Source organism: Streptomyces sp. NPDC107500, assembly GCF_055582785.1.
In genome coordinates this window covers 177,104-198,867 of the sequence record NZ_JBVJPF010000005.1, presented here as the reverse complement: position 1 = coordinate 198,867, position 21,764 = coordinate 177,104, and the positions used below count along the sequence as shown (strand labels likewise).

General features: G+C 70.3%; 24 protein-coding genes. 13 read left to right on the top strand and 11 right to left on the bottom strand.

Annotated features, from left to right (window positions below):
* Positions 1-18 precede the first annotated feature (18 nt).
* Genes ACZ67M_RS21215 through rplI form a run of 3 tightly spaced genes read left to right on the top strand, consistent with a single transcriptional unit; the run spans position 19 to position 1,364 of the window.
* Positions 19-618: a single-stranded DNA-binding protein gene (locus tag ACZ67M_RS21215; protein WP_122616540.1), complete on the top strand. Its 600-nt coding sequence runs from the start codon at positions 19-21 to the stop codon at positions 616-618.
* Positions 619-662: 44 nt separating this feature from the next.
* Positions 663-899, top strand: coding sequence for a 30S ribosomal protein S18 (rpsR, locus tag ACZ67M_RS21210; RefSeq protein WP_003949403.1), 237 nt, complete (start codon positions 663-665; stop codon positions 897-899).
* An 18-nt stretch (positions 900-917) separates the two neighbouring features.
* Entirely contained in the window at positions 918-1,364 is a 447-nt protein-coding gene (rplI, locus tag ACZ67M_RS21205) for a 50S ribosomal protein L9 (RefSeq protein ID WP_007388913.1), read from the top strand.
* Between the two features lie 92 nt (positions 1,365-1,456).
* Here the strand turns inward: rplI and ACZ67M_RS21200 are convergent, their stop codons facing one another.
* Positions 1,457-2,794 (bottom strand): MATE family efflux transporter, encoded by a 1,338-nt coding sequence (locus tag ACZ67M_RS21200; RefSeq protein ID WP_361356688.1) that lies wholly within the window; start codon positions 2,792-2,794, stop codon positions 1,457-1,459.
* 459 nt (positions 2,795-3,253) lie between these two features.
* On the opposite strand from ACZ67M_RS21200, the gene dnaB reads away from it, so the two are divergent.
* Positions 3,254-4,732: a replicative DNA helicase gene (gene dnaB, locus ACZ67M_RS21195; protein ID WP_469852199.1), complete on the top strand. Its 1,479-nt coding sequence runs from the start codon at positions 3,254-3,256 to the stop codon at positions 4,730-4,732.
* An 11-nt stretch (positions 4,733-4,743) separates the two neighbouring features.
* Here the strand turns inward: dnaB and ACZ67M_RS21190 are convergent, their stop codons facing one another.
* Positions 4,744-5,862 carry an FAD-dependent oxidoreductase gene (locus ACZ67M_RS21190; RefSeq protein WP_469852197.1) on the bottom strand — a complete coding sequence of 373 codons (1,119 nt, stop codon included), beginning with the start codon at positions 5,860-5,862 and terminating at the stop codon, positions 4,744-4,746.
* Between the two features lie 77 nt (positions 5,863-5,939).
* Here ACZ67M_RS21190 and ACZ67M_RS21185 point away from each other — a divergent pair, with 77 nt between their 5' ends.
* Together ACZ67M_RS21185 and ACZ67M_RS21180 are read left to right on the top strand one after the other, a co-directional pair.
* Positions 5,940-6,620, top strand: coding sequence for a TetR/AcrR family transcriptional regulator (locus tag ACZ67M_RS21185; protein ID WP_392237173.1), 681 nt, complete (start codon positions 5,940-5,942; stop codon positions 6,618-6,620).
* 82 nt (positions 6,621-6,702) lie between these two features.
* Positions 6,703-8,088, top strand: coding sequence for a serine hydrolase domain-containing protein (locus ACZ67M_RS21180; RefSeq protein ID WP_469852194.1), 1,386 nt, complete (start codon positions 6,703-6,705; stop codon positions 8,086-8,088).
* Positions 8,089-8,167: 79 nt separating this feature from the next.
* Here the strand turns inward: ACZ67M_RS21180 and ACZ67M_RS21175 are convergent, their stop codons facing one another.
* Positions 8,168-8,620, bottom strand: coding sequence for a GNAT family N-acetyltransferase (locus ACZ67M_RS21175; protein ID WP_469852192.1), 453 nt, complete (start codon positions 8,618-8,620; stop codon positions 8,168-8,170).
* Between the two features lie 39 nt (positions 8,621-8,659).
* Complete coding sequence (locus ACZ67M_RS21170; protein WP_361356670.1) at positions 8,660-9,124, bottom strand: MarR family winged helix-turn-helix transcriptional regulator; 465 nt, start codon at positions 9,122-9,124, stop codon at positions 8,660-8,662.
* Positions 9,125-9,264: 140 nt separating this feature from the next.
* Between ACZ67M_RS21170 and ACZ67M_RS21165 the strand changes: the two genes are divergently transcribed.
* Positions 9,265-10,476 (top strand): MFS transporter, encoded by a 1,212-nt coding sequence (locus ACZ67M_RS21165; RefSeq protein WP_392237165.1) that lies wholly within the window; start codon positions 9,265-9,267, stop codon positions 10,474-10,476.
* A gap of 178 nt (positions 10,477-10,654) precedes the next feature.
* Positions 10,655-11,074, top strand: coding sequence for a GlcG/HbpS family heme-binding protein (locus ACZ67M_RS21160; RefSeq protein ID WP_125491315.1), 420 nt, complete (start codon positions 10,655-10,657; stop codon positions 11,072-11,074).
* A gap of 24 nt (positions 11,075-11,098) precedes the next feature.
* Here ACZ67M_RS21160 and ACZ67M_RS21155 read toward each other — a convergent pair whose 3' ends face one another.
* The 6 genes from ACZ67M_RS21155 to ACZ67M_RS21130 form a co-directional block, all read right to left on the bottom strand.
* Positions 11,099-11,965 carry a GNAT family N-acetyltransferase gene (locus ACZ67M_RS21155; RefSeq protein ID WP_469852189.1) on the bottom strand — a complete coding sequence of 289 codons (867 nt, stop codon included), beginning with the start codon at positions 11,963-11,965 and terminating at the stop codon, positions 11,099-11,101.
* 88 nt (positions 11,966-12,053) lie between these two features.
* On the bottom strand, positions 12,054-12,536 hold the full coding sequence (locus tag ACZ67M_RS21150) for an NUDIX domain-containing protein (RefSeq protein WP_161343320.1): 483 nt from the start codon (positions 12,534-12,536) through the stop codon (positions 12,054-12,056).
* A 70-nt stretch (positions 12,537-12,606) separates the two neighbouring features.
* The gene (locus tag ACZ67M_RS21145; RefSeq protein ID WP_469852187.1) at positions 12,607-13,512 is read right to left on the bottom strand and encodes a LysR family transcriptional regulator; all 906 of its coding nucleotides are present in this window, start codon (positions 13,510-13,512) and stop codon (positions 12,607-12,609) included.
* 206 nt (positions 13,513-13,718) lie between these two features.
* Complete coding sequence (locus tag ACZ67M_RS21140; protein ID WP_385802677.1) at positions 13,719-14,897, bottom strand: cystathionine gamma-lyase; 1,179 nt, start codon at positions 14,895-14,897, stop codon at positions 13,719-13,721.
* Positions 14,894-15,388: a low molecular weight protein-tyrosine-phosphatase gene (locus tag ACZ67M_RS21135; RefSeq protein ID WP_392011140.1), complete on the bottom strand. Its 495-nt coding sequence runs from the start codon at positions 15,386-15,388 to the stop codon at positions 14,894-14,896. The genes ACZ67M_RS21140 and ACZ67M_RS21135 overlap by 4 nt, the downstream gene beginning before the upstream one ends.
* Positions 15,385-15,771, bottom strand: coding sequence for a phage holin family protein (locus ACZ67M_RS21130; protein WP_361356650.1), 387 nt, complete (start codon positions 15,769-15,771; stop codon positions 15,385-15,387). The genes ACZ67M_RS21135 and ACZ67M_RS21130 overlap by 4 nt, the downstream gene beginning before the upstream one ends.
* Positions 15,772-15,830: 59 nt before the next feature.
* Between ACZ67M_RS21130 and ACZ67M_RS21125 the strand changes: the two genes are divergently transcribed.
* From ACZ67M_RS21125 to ACZ67M_RS21110, 4 genes are all read left to right on the top strand, one after another.
* Positions 15,831-16,148: a cupin domain-containing protein gene (locus ACZ67M_RS21125; protein WP_114528306.1), complete on the top strand. Its 318-nt coding sequence runs from the start codon at positions 15,831-15,833 to the stop codon at positions 16,146-16,148.
* 175 nt (positions 16,149-16,323) lie between these two features.
* Positions 16,324-16,536 carry a DUF5326 family protein gene (locus tag ACZ67M_RS21120; RefSeq protein ID WP_007388908.1) on the top strand — a complete coding sequence of 71 codons (213 nt, stop codon included), beginning with the start codon at positions 16,324-16,326 and terminating at the stop codon, positions 16,534-16,536.
* 324 nt (positions 16,537-16,860) lie between these two features.
* Positions 16,861-17,574 carry an IclR family transcriptional regulator gene (locus tag ACZ67M_RS21115; protein WP_206328636.1) on the top strand — a complete coding sequence of 238 codons (714 nt, stop codon included), beginning with the start codon at positions 16,861-16,863 and terminating at the stop codon, positions 17,572-17,574.
* A gap of 98 nt (positions 17,575-17,672) precedes the next feature.
* Complete coding sequence (locus ACZ67M_RS21110) at positions 17,673-18,110, top strand: SsgA family sporulation/cell division regulator (protein ID WP_361356649.1); 438 nt, start codon at positions 17,673-17,675, stop codon at positions 18,108-18,110.
* A gap of 48 nt (positions 18,111-18,158) precedes the next feature.
* On the opposite strand, the gene ACZ67M_RS21105 is transcribed toward ACZ67M_RS21110, so the two are convergent.
* A complete protein-coding gene (locus tag ACZ67M_RS21105; protein WP_469852184.1) occupies positions 18,159-19,652 on the bottom strand; it encodes a YibE/F family protein in 1,494 nt (497 codons plus the stop codon).
* A 253-nt stretch (positions 19,653-19,905) separates the two neighbouring features.
* Here ACZ67M_RS21105 and thiC point away from each other — a divergent pair, with 253 nt between their 5' ends.
* Positions 19,906-21,699 carry a phosphomethylpyrimidine synthase ThiC gene (gene thiC, locus ACZ67M_RS21100; RefSeq protein ID WP_385802685.1) on the top strand — a complete coding sequence of 598 codons (1,794 nt, stop codon included), beginning with the start codon at positions 19,906-19,908 and terminating at the stop codon, positions 21,697-21,699.
* Positions 21,700-21,764: the final 65 nt, after the last annotated feature.

Below are 21,764 nucleotides of genomic sequence, written 5' to 3'. Positions count from 1 at the left end.
CCGCCGAGAGGTACCCCCATGGCAGGCGAGACCGTCATCACGGTCGTCGGCAATCTTGTCGACGACCCCGAGCTGCGCTTCACCCCGTCCGGTGCGGCCGTCGCGAAGTTCCGTGTCGCGTCGACCCCCCGCACCTTCGACCGCCAGACCAACGAGTGGAAGGACGGCGAGAGCCTCTTCCTCACCTGCTCGGTCTGGCGTCAGGCGGCGGAGAACGTCGCCGAGTCGCTCCAGCGAGGCATGCGCGTCATCGTGCAGGGCCGGCTGAAGCAGCGGTCCTACGAGGACCGTGAGGGCGTCAAGCGCACGGTCTACGAGCTGGACGTCGACGAGGTCGGTGCCAGCCTGCGCAGTGCCACGGCCAAGGTCACCAAGACCTCGGGCCAGGGCCGCGGTGGCCAGGGCGGTTACGGCGGCGGTGGCGGCCAGGGTGGCGGCGGCTGGGGCGGCGGCCCCGGTGGCGGCCAGCAGGGCGGCGGCGCTCCGGCCGACGACCCCTGGGCGACCGGCGCTCCCGCCGGTGGCCAGCAGGGTGGCGGCGGTCAGGGCGGCGGCTGGGGCGGTGGCTCCAGCGGCTCCGGCGGCGGTGGCGGCTACTCGGACGAGCCCCCCTTCTAGGGCGGGCTCCACCCCACACTTCTTGATCACACAGGAGAAACATCATGGCTAAGCCGCCTGTGCGCAAGCCGAAGAAGAAGGTCTGCGCGTTCTGCAAGGACAAGGTCACGTACGTGGACTACAAGGACACGAACATGCTGCGGAAGTTCATTTCCGACCGCGGCAAGATCCGTGCCCGCCGCGTGACCGGCAACTGCACCCAGCACCAGCGTGACGTCGCCACGGCCGTGAAGAACAGCCGTGAGATGGCGCTGCTGCCCTACACCTCCACCGCGCGATAAGGGAAGGGTGACCGAACAATGAAGATCATCCTCACCCACGAGGTCTCCGGCCTCGGTGCCGCGGGCGACGTCGTCGACGTCAAGGACGGTTACGCTCGCAACTACCTGATCCCGCGGAAGTTCGCGATCCGCTGGACCAAGGGTGGCGAGAAGGACGTCGAGCAGATTCGTCGCGCTCGCAAGATCCACGAGATCCAGACCATCGAGCAGGCCAACCAGGTGAAGGCCCAGCTCGAGGGTGTGAAGGTCCGTCTGGCCGTCCGCTCCGGCGACGCCGGTCGTCTCTTCGGTTCCGTTACCCCGGCCGACGTCGCTTCGGCGATCAAGGCTGCCGGTGGCCCCGAGGTCGACAAGCGCCGCATCGAGCTGGGCTCGCCGATCAAGACCCTGGGCGCTCACGAGACGTCCGTGCGTCTGCACCCCGAGGTTGACGCCAAGGTCAGCGTCGAGGTCGTCGCTGCCTGAGCGCTCTGCTCTCGCTGAAGCGATGTGAGAGGGGGCCGTATCTCCCGACCGGGAGATACGGCCCCCTCTTCATTGTGTTTCACGTGAAACGGTCACCGCGTCGCGCCCGTGACGATCCAGCGGCCCGACCTGGTGCGCAGCCACAGCGTCACCAGACGCATCGCCATCATCAGCGTCATGGCCGCCCACAGCACGGTGAGCCCTCCGCCGACGGCGGGGACGAGAAGGGCCGCGGGAGTGAAGACCGCCAGGGTCAGCAGCATCGCCCAGGCCAGGTACGGGCCGTCACCCGCACCCATCAGGACACCGTCCAGGACGTAGACGACTCCGCAGATCGGCTGCGCGACGGCCACGATCACCAGCGCCGGCAGCGCGGCGTCCTTGACCGCGGAGTCACCGGTGAACAAGGGCAGAAACGCTGGGCGGGAGACCACCACGAGCAGTCCGAGTACGACGCCGACCGCGACGCCCCACTCCACCATCCTGCGGCAGGCTTCGCGGGCGCCCTGGGCGTCCCCGGCACCCAGGTAGCGGCCGATGATGGCTTGCCCGGCGATGGCGATGGCATCGAGCGCGAAGGCCATCAGGCTCCAGAGGGACAGAATGATCTGGTGGGCCGCGATGTCGGCGTCGCCGAGGCGGGCCGCCACGGCCGTCGCGATCATGAGGATCGCCCGCAGCGAGAGCGTGCGTACGAGCAGCGGCATCCCGGCCTGAGCGGATGCCCGGATGCCGGCGGCGTCCGGACGCAGGGACGCTCCGTGGCGTCGTGCCCCGCGCACCACGACCCACAGGTACACCGCGGCCATGCCGTACTGAGCGATGACGGTGCCCCAGGCGGAGCCCGCGATGCCGAGGTCGGCGCCGTAGACGAGCAGGACGTTGAGGACGGCGTTGGCGACGAAGCCGCCGATGGCCACGTAGAGCGGGGTCCGGGTGTTCTGGAGTCCGCGCAGGACACCGGTCGCGGCGAGGACGACGAGCATGGCGGGGATGCCGAGGGAGGAGATGCGCAGATAGGTGGTGGCGTACGGGGCCGCCGTGTCGGAGGCGCCGAAGAGTTCCACGAGCGACGGGGCCGTGGGCAGGACGACGGCGATGACGGCGGCTCCGAGCAGCAGCGCCAGCCAGATGCCGTCCATGCCCTGGCGGATCGCGGCTTGGAGGTCGCCCGCGCCCACGCGTCGGGACACGCCCGCCGTGGTGGCGTAGGCGAGGAAGACGAACACGCTGACGGCTGTGGTGAGCAGGGCCGAGGCGATCCCGAGTCCGGCGAGTTGCGCGGTGCCGAGATGGCCGACGATCGCACTGTCGGCCATCACGAAAAGGGGCTCGGCGACGAGCGCGCCGAAGGCCGGAACGGCCAGCGCGACGATCTCTCGGTCGTGCCGGCGCCGGACGGTTCGGGGACGCACGGGGGCCTGTGTCATGAGCACCAATCTAATCGTCCACAGGTAAGAGATGCAAAGCTTTTGAGACCCTTACGCATCGTCTCACCCCGTGTACTTCTGGGCACCGTTCGAAGTGATCTTGAGCTGACCGGGCAAGTTTTTCTTCTGCACAGGCCGTGGACGGTGTAGTTGCAGGTCAGGGTGGTTTCCATGATCTGGGTGCGGGCTTGTTCACAGGGCTGTCCACCGGGTCGTGCACAGGTTTGGCGGAGTTCTCCACAGCATCTGGCCCGTCGTCCACATGGCCTGTGGATAACCAGATTGGCTGACGGTGCCGACGGGCCTACGGTGGTCCGGCGCCCGCTCCGTCCGTCGGCCTGTGAACCATCACAAAACCGACGCGCCAGAACCGGAGTTGGGCGTCTTATTTGTCAGTGCCGTGCCGTAGAACTGAGGGGCACGGCGAGGTCCGCTCGGCGGACGGGAGGAGGTGGCTCGGTGAGCATTTCCGAGCCCTTGGACGACCCGTGGGCCGACAGCGGTCCCAGTGATCGTCTGCCTGCTTCCCGTCGGCGCGGTGACGGGGGCCGGGGCCGCGACGACCAGCACGAGCGCGGCTCGGACAACGGCTCGTGGGACGGCGGCGGACCGTCGTTCGAGCGTGTCCCCCCGCAGGACCTGGGCGCCGAGCAGTCCGTCCTCGGCGGCATGCTCCTGTCCAAGGACGCCATCGCCGACGTCGTCGAGATCCTCAAGGGCCACGACTTCTACAAGCCCGCCCACGAGACGGTCTACCAGGCCATCCTCGACGTCTACGCCAAGGGCGAGCCGGCCGACCCCATCACGATCGCGGCCGAACTCACCAAGCGCGGTGAGATCAACAAGGTCGGCGGCGCCTCGTATCTGCACACCCTCGTCCAGACCGTGCCGACGGCCGCGAACGCCGCCTACTACGCGGAGATCGTGCACGAGCGGGCCGTCCTGCGCCGCCTGGTGGAGGCCGGCACCCGGATCACGCAGATGGGGTACGCGGCCGACGACGACGTCGACGAGATCGTCAACCGGGCCCAGGCCGAGATCTACGCCGTCACCGAGCAGCGCACCAGCGAGGACTACCTGCCGCTCGGCGACATCATGGAGGGCGCGCTCGACGAGATCGAGGCGATCGGTTCGCGCAGCGGCGAGATGACCGGCGTGCCCACCGGCTTCACGGACTTCGACTCCCTGACCAACGGCCTGCACCCCGGTCAGATGATCGTCATCGCCGCCCGTCCCGCCATGGGCAAGTCGACGCTCGCGCTGGACTTCGCCCGCGCGGCGTCGATCAAGAACAATCTTCCGAGCGTCATCTTCTCGCTCGAAATGGGGCGCAACGAGATCGCGATGCGTCTGCTGTCCGCCGAGGCCCGCGTGGCGCTGCACCACATGCGGTCCGGCACGATGACGGACGACGACTGGACCCGCCTGGCCCGCCGGATGCCGGACGTCTCGGCGGCCCCGCTCTTCATCGACGACTCCCCGAACCTGTCGATGATGGAGATCCGGGCCAAGTGCCGCCGTCTCAAGCAGCGCAACGACATCAGGCTCGTGGTCATCGACTATCTCCAGCTGATGCAGTCCGGCGGCTCCAAGCGCGCCGAGAGCCGTCAGCAGGAGGTCTCGGACATGTCCCGCAATCTCAAGCTCCTGGCCAAGGAGCTTGAGGTCCCGGTCATCGCGCTCTCCCAGCTGAACCGTGGTCCCGAGCAGCGCACCGACAAGAAGCCGATGGTCTCCGACCTGCGTGAGTCCGGTTCGATCGAGCAGGACGCCGACATGGTCATCCTGCTGCACCGCGAGGACGCCTACGAGAAGGAGTCCCCGCGCGCGGGCGAGGCCGACCTGATCGTGGCCAAGCACCGCAACGGCCCGACGGCGACGATCACGGTCGCCTTCCAGGGCCACTACTCGCGGTTCGTGGACATGGCGCAGACCTGAGCGCGGGTCCGTCAGCCCGGCTGGAAGAACGCGAGCATCTTCTGGGCGGCGTCCGGTGAGGTCAGCAGTTCGTGGATGCCGGCGGACATCCGGGCGGCGGCGCCGGTGCGTTCGAACATCTCGCGTTCGTACGCGCTGACGGCGGCGCCCACGTCGTCCGGGCGCGCGGCCAGCCCGAGGCCGAGCAGGGCGCCGTCGAGCAGCGCCATGTTGGCGCCCTCTCCCACCGGTGGCATCAGGTGTGCGGCGTCGCCGAGCAGCGTGATGTCCGGCCTCGACTGCCAGGTCAGCCCGACCGGGAGCGTGGTGATCGGTCGCGGCACGACCGTGTCGTCGCAGGCCGCGATCAGCGCGGTGAACCGCGCGTCCCAGCCGGGGAGCAGTTCGATCAGCCGGGCCCGGGCGGCGGGCGGGTCGTCGAACGGGATCCCGCTGGTGGCGAGCCAGCCCTCGCCGGTGTTGTAGAAGCTGAGGCCGATGCGGACGCGGCCGTCGCCGTTGCGCTGCGCCGCCAGGGACAGACCGTCGCCGAGCACCCAGTAGTTGCCGCGCCCGATCATGGCCGCGAGGCCGGGATGCGTGCGGTCGATGTCGGGAATGCCGACCTCGACGATGTTCTGGCCGATGTGCGACGGGCGGGCGTCGGTGAGCAGCGAGCGGACCCGGGACTGCGCGCCGTCGGCGCCGACCAGCAGGTCGTACGGGGCACTGCCGCCGTCGGCGAAGTGCAGCAGGCCGTGATCGGCGGTCCGGAACGCGTGTCCCCAGCGCACCGTGCCCTCGGGGAGGGAGTCCAGCAGCAGGTCGCGCAGAGCGGCCCGGTCCACCTCGGGCCGGTCGAGTGGCGCGTCGTCGGGTGTGTCCTCCTGGAGGAGCAGGGTGCCGTCCGGCTCCAGAAGGCGCATGTCCTGGCCTTCACCCCGGGCGATCGCGTGGAACTGGTCGATCAGACCGGCCTCGCGCAGCGCCCGCTGGCCGGAGTGGATGTCCAGCATGCCGCCCTGACCGCGCGCGACGCGTGACGATTCCCTCTCGTAGACGACCGCGTCCATGCCGTTCACGTGCAGCACACGGGCGAGCGCGAGGCCGCCGAGACCGGCTCCGACGATGGCGATGGTCGTGGATGCCATTGGTTGTCCCTCCCTCTGATCGATACGCCGTACTGATCGATACACTGTATCGTTCCATGCGTTGTACGGTTGGCGGCATGTTGGTGTGGGAGAGGCCGGAGCCGCCGGAACGACCAGTTCCGGCCCCGCTGAACCGGGAAAAGATCGTGCGGGCCGCGATCCGGCTGGCCGACGCGGACGGCCTGGAGGCTGTCTCGCTGCGCAAGGTCGCCACCGCGCTGGGCGTGGGACCGATGCGGCTGTACGGCTACATCGCCGGCAAGGAGGAGCTGCTCGACCTGATGGTCGACGCGGTCTACGCCGAGATCCGGCCGGTCGGAGACAGCTGGCGGGAGGTGCTGCGGTCCCTTGCCGAGACGACTCGGCGGGCGGCTCACGAGCACGAATGGCTCGCCGACCTGCTCGGTGGGCGACCGCAGCTCGGGCCGCACGCGCTGGCCAGGGGCGAAGCCGTGGTGGCCGCGCTTGACGAGGTCGACACGGACGCCGTGATGCCGGTGGTCACCTCGGTCGACGCCTACGTGATCGGGGCGGTGCGCCGGGAGATCGCCGACCGGCGTGCGGAGCGGGACACCGGGATGGACGAGCGCCGTTGGCAGGCCTCACTGGGGCCCTATCTGGAACGGACCTTTGCCACGGGCCGATTCCCCGCGCTGGCCACGGTGGTGCGCGATGCCGCCCACCTGGACGCCGACGAGACCTTCCGGATGGGCCTGGACTTCCTGCTCGACGGCATCGAAGCCCGTCTCTCGAGGTGACGCGCTCGCCGAACGGGCCGCGGGCCCGGGCCGCGGCGTAATCGGCTCGACGTGGACAGCCCGGGAGGGTGGACTGGGGGGCATGACGACACCTCAGGATGAGCTGCTCCCCGCCACCCGTCGGCAGCTGCTGCACCGGATCGCCGTGGCACAGGCCGAGGGGCGCACGCCCTCGCTGGTGGCGGCGGTCGTCCGGGGCGGGCGGACCGTGTGGCACGGTGCGCGGACCTCGGTCGACGGGCACGGCCCCGACGAGAACGTGCAGTACCGCATCGGTTCGATCACCAAGACGTTCACGGCTGTCCTCGTCCTGCGGCTGCGTGACGAGGGTCTGCTCGACCTCGGTGACCCTCTGGAGAAGCATCTGCCGGGTACCGGGGCGGGTGAGGCCACGATCGCCGAACTGCTGGCCCATTCGGGCGGACTGGCCGCCGAGTCGCCCGCGCCGTGGTGGGAGCGGACGCCGGGATCACTGCGGCCCGAACTGGCCGACGTGCTGGGCAAGCGGCCGCTGCTGCACCCGGTGGGCCGTCGGCACCACTACTCCAACCCCGGCTACACCCTGCTCGGTGCGCTGGTCGAGGAGGTCCGCGGTGCCTCGTGGGAGGACGTGCTGCGGCGTGAGGTGCTGGAACCGCTGGGCCTGGAGCGCACGGCCGCGCGCCCGAGCGCTCCGCACGCGGGTGGCTGGGCGGTGCATCCGTGGGCCGACGTGTTGTTGCCCGAGCCTGCCGAGGATCTCGGCAGGATGGCCCCCGCCGGACAACTCTGGTCCACCACCGGGGACCTGGCGCGGTTCGCCGTCTTTCTGACCACGGGGGACGACCGGGTCCTGTGCGCGGACACCGTCCGGGAGATGCGGGCCCCCGCGGCAGCGGTCGAGGCCGCGGACGTCGCGGACGGAGCGGCGTACGGCCTGGGACTGCAGATCCAGCACCGGGACGGGCGGCTGCTCGTGGGGCACTCCGGCTCCCTCCCGGGCTTCCTGGCCAACCTCACCATCGCCGTGGAGGACGACGTCGCCGCGGTGGTGCTGACCAACTGCACCTCTGGACCGCTGCTCGGCGGGGTGGGTGCCGACCTCGTGCGTATCGTCGCCGAGGCGGAACCCCGGATCCCCGAACCGTGGCGTCCGCTGCCGCAGGCGGACGCCTCCGTACTGGAGTTGGCCGGGCAGTGGTACTGGGGGACGCACGCCTTCGCCCTGCGGCTGATCTCCGACGGGGGAGTGTCGCTGGAGCCCTTGTCGGGTCAGGGCCGACGGTCGCGCTTCCGGGCCAACGGTGACGGGACCTGGACGGGCCTGGAGGGCTACTACGCCGGGGAGCTGCTGGAGGCGGTACGACGTCCGGACGGAAGTGTGAGCCACCTGGACCTGGGATCGTTCGTCTTCACTCGGCAGCCGTACGACGCGGGTTCCCCCGTGCCGGGCGGGGTGGACCCGGAGGGCTGGCGAGGGATCGGTTAGGCGTTGTCCAACGGCTGGGGGTCTTGTTTCACGTGAAACAGGACCCCCAGCCGTTGAGCGCTCCGGATGGCGGTGCTGCTCACAGCTGGAGCTTGAACCCTGTGTGCGAGGCCGAGAAGCCCAGACGCTCATAGAAGCGGTGGGCGTCGGTTCGCGTCTTGTCGGACGTGAGCTGCACCAGCCGGCACCCCTGTCGACGGGACTCGTCGATCGCCCACTCGATGAGCTGTGTGCCCAGGCCGCTGCCGCGCTCGTCGGCGTGGATGCGTACACCCTCGATGATCGACCGGGTGGCGCCACGCCGGGACAGGCCGGGGACGATCGTCAGCTGGAGGGTGCCGACGACACGGCTGTCGCGGACGGCGACGACCACGTGCTGGTTCGGATCGGCGTCGAGCCGTTCGAGCGCGGCCAGATACGGTTCCAGGTCGTCCGGTGACTCACGCTGGGCGCCCAAGGGGTCGTCGGCGAGCATCGCGACGACCGCCGGGAGGTCCGCTGCGGTGGTCCGGCGTATTTCAAGATCTGCCATGACCGCACCCTATGTCCGTGGGTCGCGCTCCGGGTCGGGCTAGGCGGGCACCGGTGCCTTGAGGGTCTCCACGGCCCGGACCAGCGGGGCCAGGTCGGGGTTGGCGGCCGCCTCGTCGAGGGCCTCGCGCAGCGCGGCGTCGTTGGTGGGCCGGGCCTCGTCCAGCAGCTTGAGGCCGGCCGCTGTGACGTTGGTGTAGATGCCGCGACGGTCCGTGGGGCACAGGTAGCGCTCGAGCAGCCCGCGGTCCTCGAGCCGGGTGACGAGGCGGGTCGTCGCGCTCTGGCTGAGTACGACCGCGTCGGCGACCTGCTTCATCTGCAGGTGCCCCCCGTCGCCGTCGTGCTGCCGGCTGAGCACGTCGAGCAGGGAGTACTCGCGCACGCTCAGGTCGTGCCCGGCCTGCAGCGCGCGCTCGATGTGGGCCTCGATCCTCCCGTGCAGCAGGGAGAGTGCGCACCAGCCCTGGGAGAGGGCGGTGAGCGCGGGGTCCGTCGCTGTCATGTGGTTCCTCCGTCCCGGAGTGATTGAGACCAGGGTAGACCAGGCCCGCGATAGTCCGCGTTTGCATATAGCCCGCGCGCGCAACTATTGTGAACGCACGCAAAGCGCTCCTGCAATCTTCTGGGAAGGTGTACCCCTCCATGCCTCTCGCGCTTCTGGCCCTCGCGATCGGGGCCTTCGGTATCGGAACCACCGAATTCGTGATCATGGGCTTGCTGCCCGAGGTCGCCGGCGACTACGGGGTCTCCATCCCCACCGCCGGCTTCCTGGTGACCGGATACGCGCTCGGCGTGATGTTCGGCGCCCCGCTGATGACCGTCCTCGGCACCAAGGTCCCGCGCAAGCGGATGCTGATGCTGCTGATGGGCCTGTTCATCGTGGGCAACCTGCTCTCCGCCCTCGCGCCGGCCTTCTCCGTCATGCTGATCGGCCGCGTGGTCGCGTCCCTCGCCCACGGAGCCTTCTTCGGCATCGGCTCGGTCGTCGCGGCCGACCTGGTAGCCCCGCACAAGAAGGCCGGTGCCATCGCGATGATGTTCACCGGTCTGACCGTCGCCAATGTCGTCGGCGTCCCGCTGGGCACGCTCATCGGGCAGTCCGCCGGCTGGCGCGTCACCTTCGCCGTCGTCGCCGCGCTCGGCGTCGTCGGTCTGGCCGGTGTCGCCAAGCTGGTCCCCGACGTGCCCAAGCCCGAGGGCGTGCGGCTGCGCCACGAACTGGCCGCCTTCAAGAACGTCCAGGTCCTGCTGGCGATGGCCATGACCGTCCTCGGCTTCGGCGGCGTCTTCGCGGCCATCACCTACATCGCGCCGATGATGACCCATGTCGCGGGGTTCGCGGACGGTTCCGTCACCTGGCTGCTGGTCCTCTTCGGCCTCGGCATGGTCGGCGGCAACCTCGTCGGCGGCAAGTTCGCCGACCGCGCCCTGATGCCGATGCTGTACATCTCCCTGGGTGCCCTGGCCGTCGTACTGGCCCTCTTCACCCTCACCGCGCACGACAAGATCGCGTCGGCCGTGACCGTCTTCCTCATCGGCGCCCTGGGCTTCGCCACCGTGCCGCCGCTGCAGAAGCGCGTCCTGGACCACGCGCACGGCGCCCCGACGCTGGCCTCGGCCGTGAACATCGGCGCCTTCAACCTCGGCAACGCGCTCTCCGCCTGGCTCGGCGGCGTGGTCATCGGCGCCGGCTTCGGCTACACCGCCCCGAACTGGGTCGGTGCCGTGCTGGCCGCCGCCGCCCTGCTCCTCGCCGTCCTCTCGGCCGCGCTCGAACGGCGCGAGGGCGCGCCCGCCGCGGTCGTCGCGGGCGCCACGCCCGCGGATCAGCGCACCGCAGCCGTCCACCACTGACCGACCCGGGCCGCGGAGTGCGGGGCCAGGGCCGTCCCCGCGTCCTGCGGCTCACTCCGCCCCGGCGCTCACCGAAGCACCGGCCCAGGCGCCGCACCGCACCGCACCGCCGGCGCACTCCCGCACCGGCACCGCGCCACCCACCGCCCTCACCGGGCACCGATCAAGGAGAAACCCCATGAGCACCACCGCTGTCGCCCCGCTGACGATCGAGGACGCCGAGTCCCTCGTCACCGCTGCCCACCGCGCCGCCGAGGCCGCCGGGGTGACCGTCAGCGTCACCGTCCTCGACGCGGGCGGCCACCTGCTCGCCTTCCGGCGCGACGACCGTGCCGTCCTGATCTCCGGCGAGACCAGCACCCGCAAGGCCTACACCGCGCTCCAGCTGAACGCCCCCACCGCCGACCTCGTCGACGCCGTTCAGCCCGGAGGGCTCTTCCACACCCTGCCCACGGCGCTCGACCGCCCCCTGCTGTTCATCGCGGGCGGCGTTCCCGTGCACCGTGAGGGCCGGCTGATCGGCGCGATCGGAGTGGGCGGTGGCGCACCCGACCAGGACCACGGCTTCGCCTCCGCCGCCGTGAAGGCCCTCGCCTGACGGCAGGCGGTCAGGACGCCCCGGTCAGCCCGCCGCCACCGTCAGCGGCGCGAACCGCCGGCTCCAGTCGCCGGGCAGTTCGGTGATGCCGTACGTCATCACGGCGTTCGAGGCGACCACCGCCAGGCCGCGTTCACGCACCCAGGCCAGCAGTTCCTCGTGGCGCACGTCGATGTCCGTGCGCAGCGGACGGTCGGTGCGGGCGGCCAGGGAACCGATCAGCGCCTTCGCCGTCTCGGTGTCCCGGGCGATCAGCGGACCCACGACGTGGGTGTCCATGTTCGGCCAGGCCGCGGCGTACCCGATGATCCGGCCGTCCTCCTCGGCGACCCGCAATTGATCCGCGAAGGCGGGCAGGCGCGTGACGATGGGGGTGCGGTCGGCGCCGAACACCTCCTCGTCGAGCCGGAGGATCGTGGTGAGGTCCTCGGCCGTGGCCGCCCGCGTGGCGATCGCGGGCTCGGGCCCCACCGGGGTGAAACGCCCGCGGACCATCTCCGCCCGGCCGGTGACCTTGAAACCGAGCTCCTCGTAGAGCGGCCGGCCGTACGGGGTCGCGTGCAGGGTCAGCGGGGTGGTGCCCAGTCCGGAGACGACGCGGCGCATCAGCCTGCGGCCGACGCCTTGGCGGGCGTGGCGCTCGGCCACCAGCACCATGCCGATGGCGGCCAGGGAGGGCCGGCCGTGCGGACCGTACTCCGTGACGGTGCAGGCGGCGACGAGGCCGCCTCCGGGATCGTCGATGCCGTACCCCGTCCCGGCGGTGAGGAGGAACCCCCACTTGTGCTCCTCGCGCGGCCACCCCCGGTCCTCGGACAGGTCGGCGCAGGCGGTGAGATCGCGGAGCGTCAGACGGCGGATCGGAGCGGAGGCGGAGGAAGGTGTCGGCACGCAGGTCAGGCTGTCCGACAGCGGGTGCCCGCGTCCACCCGTTTCCGGGGGAACGGGCAAGCTTTTGGCCATGTCGTGCCCGAGCGGCTCAGCCGAGATCGGGGGCGTGCAGAGCCCGCACCCCTTCGATGTTGCCGTCCAGGTAGTGCCGCAGCGACAGCGGCACCAAGTGGACCGAGGCGATCCCGACCCGGGTGAACGGCACCCGGACGATCTCGTACTCGCCGGCGGGCTCGTCGACCTCCGGGCCGTGCCGCAGGGCCGGGTCCATGGACCCCAGACGGCAGACGAAGAAGTGCTGCACCTTCACGCCGGTCGCGCCGCCGTCCTCGCCGATGTGCTCCACCGTGTCCACGAAGCAGGGGACGACGTCGGTGATCTTGGCGCCGAGTTCCTCGTACACCTCGCGGTGCAGTGCGTCCACCACGGTGGCGTCCTCGGGCTCGACCCCGCCCCCGGGTGTGACCCAGTAGGGATCGACGCCGGGCTTGGTGCGCTTGATCAGGATCAAGTGCTCGCGGTCCAGGAGAACGGCGCGAGCGGTGCGCTTGACCACGGGTCGGACGGTCATGGGAGAAATGTGGCCCGGTTGGTTCCACGTGAAACATTGCCGCGCACCCACAGCTCGCGAGCCCGTCGGCTCAGTTCCAGTCGGCCGCCGCGCGCAGCAGCCACTCATGGGCCCGGGCGATGTGCGGCATCGCCAACGTGCCGGTCCGCACCACCAGGAAGTACGTCCGCAGCGGTGGTACCGCCGGGTCGTGCAGTGCGACCACGTCGCCGCGCTCCAGCGCCGGTGCGCACAGATAGCGGGGCAGTACGGCGAGACCCGCGCCGGCGGCCGTGCAGGCGAGAACGGCACGCAGGTCGGGGGCGACGATCGTGCCGGGGGCGGATGGGCGGGCGTCGAAGACGGAGGCCCAGTAGCGGGCGACGAAAGGCAGCGACTCGTGCACCTCGACCACGGGTACGCGCTCCAGCGCGGGCGCGTCGGTGCTGTGGGGCTTGTCGATGCCCGCTCGCTCCGCCCAGCTCGGCGCGGCGACCAGGACGTGTTCCTCGTCGCAGAGCGGAGTCGCCGTGAGCAGCACGCCCCGGGGACGCGCCGTGCCGATGGCCAGATCATGATGTCCGGCGGACAGCCCGTCCAGTGTCTCCTCCGCGTTCCCGAACGAGGCGCGCAGCGCGAAGCCCTGTCCGTCCTCACCGGTGAGTTCGGTGAGGACGGGCAGCGCCCGCTCGGCGGTGAACTCGGGCGGCCCGGCGAGATGCAGGGTCCGCAGCGAGGAGTCGTCCTGGACACCGGTCTCGGCGATCTCCACGAGGGCATCGAGATGGGGTGCGGCCTTGTGCGCGAGTTCGTCGCCGATGGTCGTCGGGGTCACGCCGCGGGCCTGGCGCAGGAACAGCGGGCGGCCGAGCTGGCGCTCCAGCGTGCGGATCTGCGAGGTCACGGCGGGCTGTGAGAGACCGAGCAGGGCTGCCGCGCGCGTGAAGGAACCGGCCCGGTGCACGGTGACGAAGGTGCGCAGCAAGGCCAGATCCACGGCATGCCCCCTCTTGCGAACGACTCCGGCCCCCGGCGTGGCCAACTATAAATATGTCGATAGGTCGCTGTCGCTACTGTGATTGGACACTGACACACAGTCAACTAGCCTTGGTCGCGCGGTTCTTCGAACGCGGAACCGGAGGGCGGTCCGAGCCACGAGGGGGGAGGCTCGGACCGCCCGTTGTACGGCCGTCGTACGGCGGTTCAGTCCGCCGTCTCGTCCAGTGCGCGCAGCAGATCGGCCACCAGGTCCTCGGGGTCCTCCGCGCCGACCGAGAGCCGCACGAAGCCCTCCGGCACCGCGTCGCCGCCCCAGCGCCCGCGCCGCTCGGCCGTGGACCGCACCCCGCCGAAGCTCGTCGCACCCTCCACCAGCCGCAGCGCGTCGAGAAAACGATCTGCCCGCGCGCGCGTGGCCAGCGTGAAGGAGACGACGCATCCGTAGCGCAGCATCTGCTGCGAGGCGATCTTGTGCGAGGGGTCGTCGGGCAGCCCCGGATACCGCAGACCGGTGACCTCGGGCCGCGCCCGGAGCGCCTCGGCGACCCGGAGCGCGGTGGCGTTCTGCCGGTCGACCCGCAGTTGGAGGGTGGCGATCGAACGGTGCGCCAACCAGGCCTCCATGGGGCCGGGGATCGCGCCGACGATCTTGCGCCAGCGCCGTACGGCGGTCATCGCCTCGGCGTCGCGGCCCGCCACGTATCCGAGGAGGACGTCTCCGTGGCCGGTGAGCTGCTTGGTGCCGCTGGCGACGGAGAAGTCGGCGCCGAGCTCCAGCGGGCGCTGTCCGAGCGGTGTGGCGAGGGTGTTGTCGACTGCGACCAGGGCGCCGCGCGTGTGTGCCGCCTCGACGAGCCGTCGTACGTCGCACACGTCGAGACCGGGGTTGGACGGCGTCTCGATCCACAGGAGCTTCGCCCCGTCCAGGACGTCGAGCTGGGCGTCCCCGCCGGTCGGCGCGGTGCGCACCTCGATGCCGTACGCCTCCAGCTGGGCACGGACCAGCGGCAGCACCTGGTAGCCGTCGCTGGGCAGCACGACCACGTCCCCGGCGCGCAGCTGCGAGAAGAGCACCGACGAGATCGCGGCCATGCCGGAGGCGAACACGAGCGTCTCGACGCCGTCCCGCCCGGGAGACTCCAGCTCGCCGATGGCCTGTTCCAGGTGCGTCCAGGTCGGGTTCTCGTCGCGGCCGTAGGTGTACGGGCCGGTCGGCTCGCCGGGCAGATGGAAGTGGGCGGCGAACACCGGACCGGGCAGGGTCGGCTCGTGCTTGACGGGTTCGGGCAGCCCGGCCCGTACCGCGCGTGTGCCGTCGCCGGTGCCGGTGGGCGTCCCCGGCCCGTGCCCGCCGTGCTCGTCGTTCGTAGCGGAATCACTCATGCCGCCCGTCCCTCCACTTGCTCGCGTACCGCGGCGAGCAGTCCTCCGCTCGCCGCCTCCACCATCTCAAGGCACTCCTCGAAGCCGTCCGTGCCCCCGTAGTACGGATCCGGAACGTCCAGGTCACCGTCGTCGGCGGCGGGATCGTAGGAGCGCAGCAGACGCACCTTGGCCGCGTCCTCCTCCGTGGGCGCCAGGCGGCGCAGGGCTCGCAGATGGCCGGCGTCGAGGGCGATCACGAGGTCGAGGCGGGAGAACCAGGACTGATGGAACTGCCGGGCGGTGTGGCCGAGGTCGTACCCGTGCTCCGCCAGGACGGCCACGGTGCGCGGGTCGGCCCCGTCGCCCTCGTGCCAGCCCCCGGTACCGGCGCTGTCGACCGTCACCAGGTCGTCGAGCCCGGCGTCCGCCACGCGCGCGTGGAAGACGGCCTCGGCCATCGGGGAACGGCAGATGTTGCCCGTGCACACGAAGCAGACGCGGTAGGTCATCGCACACGGTCCCCGTCGGGCAGGAACGCGTTGAGCGCCCAGGAGACGATCGAGATGATCAGTCCGCCCAGGACGGCGGTCCAGAAGCCGTCGACGTGGAAACTCACGTCGAGCTTGTCGGCCACCCATGAGGTGAGCAGCAGCATGAGCGCGTTGACGATCAGTGTGAACAGACCGAGGGTCAGGATGAACAGCGGGAAGGTGAGCACCTGCACGATCGGCTTCACCACCATGTTCACCAGGCCGAACACCAGCGCCACCACGATCAGCGTGACGGCCTTCTCACCGGTGCTGCCCCCAGTCAGGGTGATCTTGTCGAGCAGCCATACGGCGACCGCGAGGGCGCCGGCGTTGGCGATCGTCTTGACTAGGAAATTCTTCATGTGTCTGATCGTGGCAGACGCGATCGGAAACGAACGGTGAGGCAGGGGCGGACGAGGCGATGAAGGCATTCCGGCTGGACGAACTGGAGGCGGAACGCGCCGCCAACGACGGTGCCTACCTGCAGTTCCTGCGTGAGCGGAACATGTCGGTCGGCCTGTACGCCCTCGACGCGGGCACGTCCGATCCACAGAACCCGCACGCGCAGGACGAGGTGTACTTCGTGGTGAGCGGACGGGCAGCGATCACCGTGGGCATGGAGACCACCCAGGTCGCCCGCGGCAGTGTGGTCTACGTCCCGGCCGGGGTCGCCCACAAGTTCCACCACATCAGTGAGGATCTGCGGGTTCTCGTGGTGTTCTCTCCGCCGGAGAGCTGAGTCTCCACCCCGGGGTTCCCTAGGGGAACGGTCAGGGGGAGACAAGGGGTGCGTGCGCCCTGCGGGGACCTTCGCGGCCCTAGCATCGGGTGCAGGACATCAGAGCATTCCCAGCGGGAGACCGGGCCCACGCAGGGCCCGGTCCTCGAACGGGTGGAAGGTAAGGACGAGGGCCATGCGAGAGATCTTCACGGGACTGCCGTGGTGGGTGAAGTGGATCGCGGTGCCGGTCATCGCCCTGGTCGTGTTCGGCGGACTCATCGCCAGCGTGGTCGGGTTCGTGATCGGACTGCTGTTCAAGCTGCTCGTCTTCGTCGCGCTCGTCGGCGGACTGATCTACGTCGTGCGCAAGTTCATGTCGAGTTCGTCCTCGCGCAGCGACTGGTGAGCGCCGTGGGACAAGGGTGGCGGTAACGGGAACCACCGGTTCCCTCGGGCGGGGGAAGTTTCCCGGACGGGCCGTCGGCGGGCGGTGACCGGCGATTAGAGTCCGGAACTCCACGCGGGGGCGACCTCGCGAACGGCGCCCACCCCACCCGTGTTCCCCGCACGGACGGCCTCCTCGCGTTCCCGGGAGTGAACCTTGGCCACGGCTGACACCGCATTCGCACCGCTGCACGCCCTGCCCGTGCAGCCCTACTCGACGCCCCCGCCCCCACCCCCGTCCGCCGATCCGCCCTCGGCGACCCTCATCGGCTCCGTGCAGCGGGCGATGCGTCTCCTGGAATGCGTCGCGGAACACGAGTACGGAGCCCCCGCCAAGCAGCTGGCTCGGGAGACCCGGCTGGCGCTCCCCACGGCGTACCACCTGTTGCGCACCCTGGTGCACGAGGGGTATCTGCGCCGGGAGAAGGGGCTGTTCTTCCTCGGTGACGCCGCCGAGCGGCTGGGCGGCAGCGGGGCCGCGCAGAAACGTCGCAGCACGGTGGTCGACGCGCTCGCGCAGGTGCGCGACGCGATCGGCGCCCCCGTGTACTACGCCATGTACCGCGACGGCGAGATCGAAGTCATGTGCGTCTCCGACACCCCGGGCAACCCGGCAGTCGAGGAGTGGGCGGACTTCCGCGAGACCGGGCACGCGCACGCCGTCGGGCAGTGCCTGCTGTCGCAACTGGACGAGGACGCCCGCCGGGACCACCTGAACCGCTACTCGGTGCAGTCGCTCACGCCGTACACGGTCCGTGATGGCAATGCCCTGCTGAGACGCCTGGAGCGCATGCGGCGGACGTCTCCGGTGACCGAACGCCAGGCGTACGCCCTGGGGACGGTGTGCGCCGCGATCCCCATCACCGTCGGCACCACGGTGGCCACGATGGCCGTCTCCCTGCCCCTTCACCAGGCCGACCGGCTGCTGTCGGCCGCGGAGCGGTTGCAGGACGAGGTGGGGCGGCTCCTGGGGTCACTCGCGATCTCTATCAGTATCTGAAAACTCACTCCTTGTGATCTGGTGTGTACGTTGAGCAAGATGCCATCAGTGTTAGAGGTTTGATTCCCGGACAGTCGACGGCGAATGACGGGTGTGCGATGGGCGAGTCCGTACAGGCAGAGGTCATGATGAGCTTTCTCGTGTCCGAGGAGCTCTCGTTCCGCATTCCGGTGGAACTGCGCTACGCGACCTGTGATCCCTACGCCGTGCGGTTGACCTTCCATCTCCCCGGGGACGCCCCGGTGACCTGGGCCTTCGGCCGGGAGCTACTGGTCGACGGGGTGGGCCGGCCGTGCGGTGACGGGGACGTGCGCATCGCACCGGTAGAGCCGGAGCCGCTGGCCGAGGTGCTGATCCGCCTCCAGGTCGGCTGCGACCAGGCACTGTTCCGTTCCTCGGCGGCGCCGCTGGTGGCGTTCCTCGACCGCACCGACAAGCTGGTGCCCCTGGGCCAGGAGGGCGCGCTCGAGGACTTCGACACCCACCTCGACGAGGCGCTGGACCGCATCCTGGCGGAGGAGCAGAGCGCGGGCTGAACCGTTACGGCAGGCCCGGTGCGGGCGAAACGCTTCGCCCGGGGCGCGTCAGCGCTTGCGGCGACGGCCGCGTCCGCCGCGTACGGGAGCCGCGTCCCCGCCCGGCGTCGCCCCGGCGGACTGTGCCGGCGTCCGGTCGGCCGAGACGACGAGCGCGGCGAGGGCCGTGGTGACCGGCACGGACGCCACCAGGCCGATCGAGCCGACCAGGGTGCGCACGATCTCCTCCGCGACCAACTCACTGTTGGCGACCGTCCCCACCCCGCTCTGCGCGATCGAGAACAGCAGGAGCAGGGGCAGCGCGGCGCCCGCGTAGGCGAGCACGAGCGTGTTGACGACCGAGGCGATGTGGTCGCGGCCGATGCGGATGCCCGCGCGGTACAGCCCGCGCCAGCCCATCGTCGGGTTGGCCTCGTGCAGCTCCCAGACCGCCGACGTCTGGGTGACCGTCACGTCGTCGAGGACACCGAGCGAACCGATGATGACGCCGGCGAGCAGCAGACCGCTCATGTCGATCGACGGATACAAGCCGTGGATGAGGCCGGTGTTGTCGTCCGTGTTGCCCGTCAGCGCCGCCCAGTCGATGAACAGCGACCCGAGAACGCCGATCAGCAACAGGGAGATCAGCGTGCCGAGCACCGCCACGGACGTGCGCGCGGAGAGGCCGTGACACAGGTACAGCGCGATCAGCATGATGGCGCTGGACCCGATCACCGCGACGAGCAGCGGATTCGAACCCTGGAGGATCGCGGGGAGGATGAAGAAGTTCAGCAGCAGGAAGCTGATGGCCAGGGAGATCAGCGCCATCAGGCCCCGCAGCCTTCCGACGACCACCACGGCCAGCGCGAAGATGCCGGCGAGCAGGGCGAGGGGGAGCCGGCGGTTGATGTCGGTCACCGAGTACTGCAGGTCCCGGGGCGCGGAGGGCTCGTAGGCGACCACGACCTCCTGGCCCTCGTGCAACTGCCGTGACTGGTCCGGCTGCACGATCTCCTCGAACGTGCGGCCCTTGTCCTTGCCGCTGTCCACGCGGATCGTCGCCCGCTTGCACTCGCCGTTCGCCTGCTGCACCGCGGAGGAGCCCTCGGCGGTGGAGGTGTCGCCGGTGGGGGTGGAGCCCGAGGCGTTGACGGACTGGCAGCTCAGTTCCACCACCTTGGTCACGGTGGCCTGCTGCGTCTGCCGGTCGAAGCCGACGCCGGTGCGCTCGTGCGGCGGCGCGCCGCCCGGCCACAGGACGGCGAGCCCGATCAGGACCGCCGCGGTGAACGGGATCAGGATCGCGGCGATGACCTTCCGCAGATGCCGGGAGACGGGCGCCGCGGGGCCATGACTGTGCGAGTGCCCGTGCCCTCCTCCGGGCCCGTGGCCGCCGCCTTCTCCGGGTCCGTGGCCGCCGCCCGCTCCGGGTCCGTGGCCGCCGCCCCCTCCGGGTCCGTGGCCGTGTCCGTGGTCGCCGGCGCCACGGGCGGCGCCCTCTTCGGCGTGCGGTCCGCGGCGGGGATCGTGCGGCGGAAAGGGGGGATGCTGCGGTGTGGTCACCGACCGATCATCGCAAGAACAAGGGGGGCCCTCTGTTCACCGCGCCCGAGTGGGCGTTAGCGTGGACACACCTTTGTACACGCGGGAGCTCGGAGCACCGGGCTGAGAGGGCGCTGACCTCCGTCCCAGCGATGTTTCACGGGAAACGTCACCGAAGTCGAGTGATGTATCCCACGAAGCGTCGGCGGACGGAATCCGCTGCGTCGACCGCCGAACCTGTTACCGGGTAATGCCGGCGTAGGGAGTAGGTCTCATGACCATCAAGGACGCACGCACGCCTGCCTCCACGCAGAACTCCTCCCCGGAGGAGACCGCGGAGGCCGGGAAGTCCATCGGCTGGCACAAGGCGTACGTCGAGGGCTCGCGCCCCGACCTGCGGGTGCCGGTCCGTCAGGTGCACCTCACCAACGGGCAGTCGGTCACGCTGTACGACACCTCCGGCCCGTACACGGATCCGCTCGTCGACACCGACGTCCGCAGGGGACTGGCGCCGCTTCGGGAGAACTGGATCATCGCCCGCGGCGACACCGAGGAGTACGCGGGCCGTCCCGTCCGTCCCGAGGACGACGGCATCAAGCACACCTCGCCACGCGGCGGGCTGCGCAACCTCGACGCCGTCTTCCCCGGACGGCCGCGGCAGCCCCGACGGGGCCGGGGCGGCACTCCGGTGACGCAGCTCGCGTATGCCCGCCGGGGCGAGATCACGCCCGAGATGGAGTACGTGGCCGTCCGGGAGAACGTCTCGCCGGAGGTCGTCCGCGAGGAGATCGCGGCGGGCCGTGCCGTACTGCCGGCCAACGTCAACCACCCCGAGATCGAGCCGATGATCATCGGCAAGCGGTTCCTGGTGAAGGTCAACGCCAACATCGGCAACTCGGCGGTGACGTCCTCCATCGAGGAGGAGGTCGACAAGATGACCTGGGCGACCCGGTGGGGCGCCGACACGGTCATGGACCTCTCCACCGGCCGCAACATCCACACCACCCGCGAGTGGGTCCTGCGCAACTCCCCCGTCCCCATCGGGACCGTGCCGCTCTACCAGGCCCTGGAGAAGGTCGACGGCCGGGCCGAGGAGCTGACCTGGGAGGTCTACAAGGACACCGTGATCGAACAGGCCGAGCAGGGCGTGGACTACATGACGGTCCACGCGGGTGTGCGCCTGGCGTACGTGCCGCTGACCGCGAACCGCAAGACCGGCATCGTCTCGCGCGGCGGCTCGATCATGGCGGCGTGGTGCCTGGCGCACCACAAGGAGTCGTTCCTGTACGAGAACTTCGAGGAACTCTGCGAGATCCTCGCCGCGTACGACGTCACGTACTCCCTCGGTGACGGCCTGCGGCCGGGCTCCATCGCGGACGCCAACGACGAGGCGCAGTTCGCCGAGTTGCGCACGCTCGGGGAACTCAACCGGACCGCGAAGCGTTTGAACGTTCAGACCATGATCGAGGGCCCGGGACACGTCCCGATGCACAAGATCAAGGAGAACATCGACCTTCAGCAGGAGATCTGCGATGAAGCTCCGTTCTATACGCTCGGCCCGCTGACCACGGACGTCGCGCCGGCGTACGACCACATCACCTCCGGCATCGGTGCCGCGATGATCGCCTGGTGGGGCACGGCCATGCTCTGCTACGTCACGCCCAAGGAGCACCTGGGCCTGCCCAACCGTGACGACGTCAAGACCGGCGTCATCACCTACAAGATCGCCGCCCATGCCGCCGACCTCGCCAAGGGTCACCCAGGTGCGCAGGAGTGGGACGACGCGCTGTCCGACGCCCGCTTCGAGTTCCGGTGGGAGGACCAGTTCAACCTGGCCCTCGACCCGGACACGGCACGGGAGTTCCACGACGAGACCCTGCCGGCCGAGCCCGCCAAGACGGCCCACTTCTGCTCGATGTGCGGGCCGAAGTTCTGCTCGATGAAGATCTCGCACGACATCCGCCGCGAACACGGGGGAAGCGCGGCCGAGATCGAGGAGGGCATGGCCCAGAAGTCGAAGGAGTTCGCGGCCGCCGGCAACCGCGTGTACCTGCCACTCGCGGACTGACCAGCCGAGCGCGTCACCGTGCGGTGGGGAGGGCGGACGGTCGGTCCGCCCTCTCCCCGCCGACG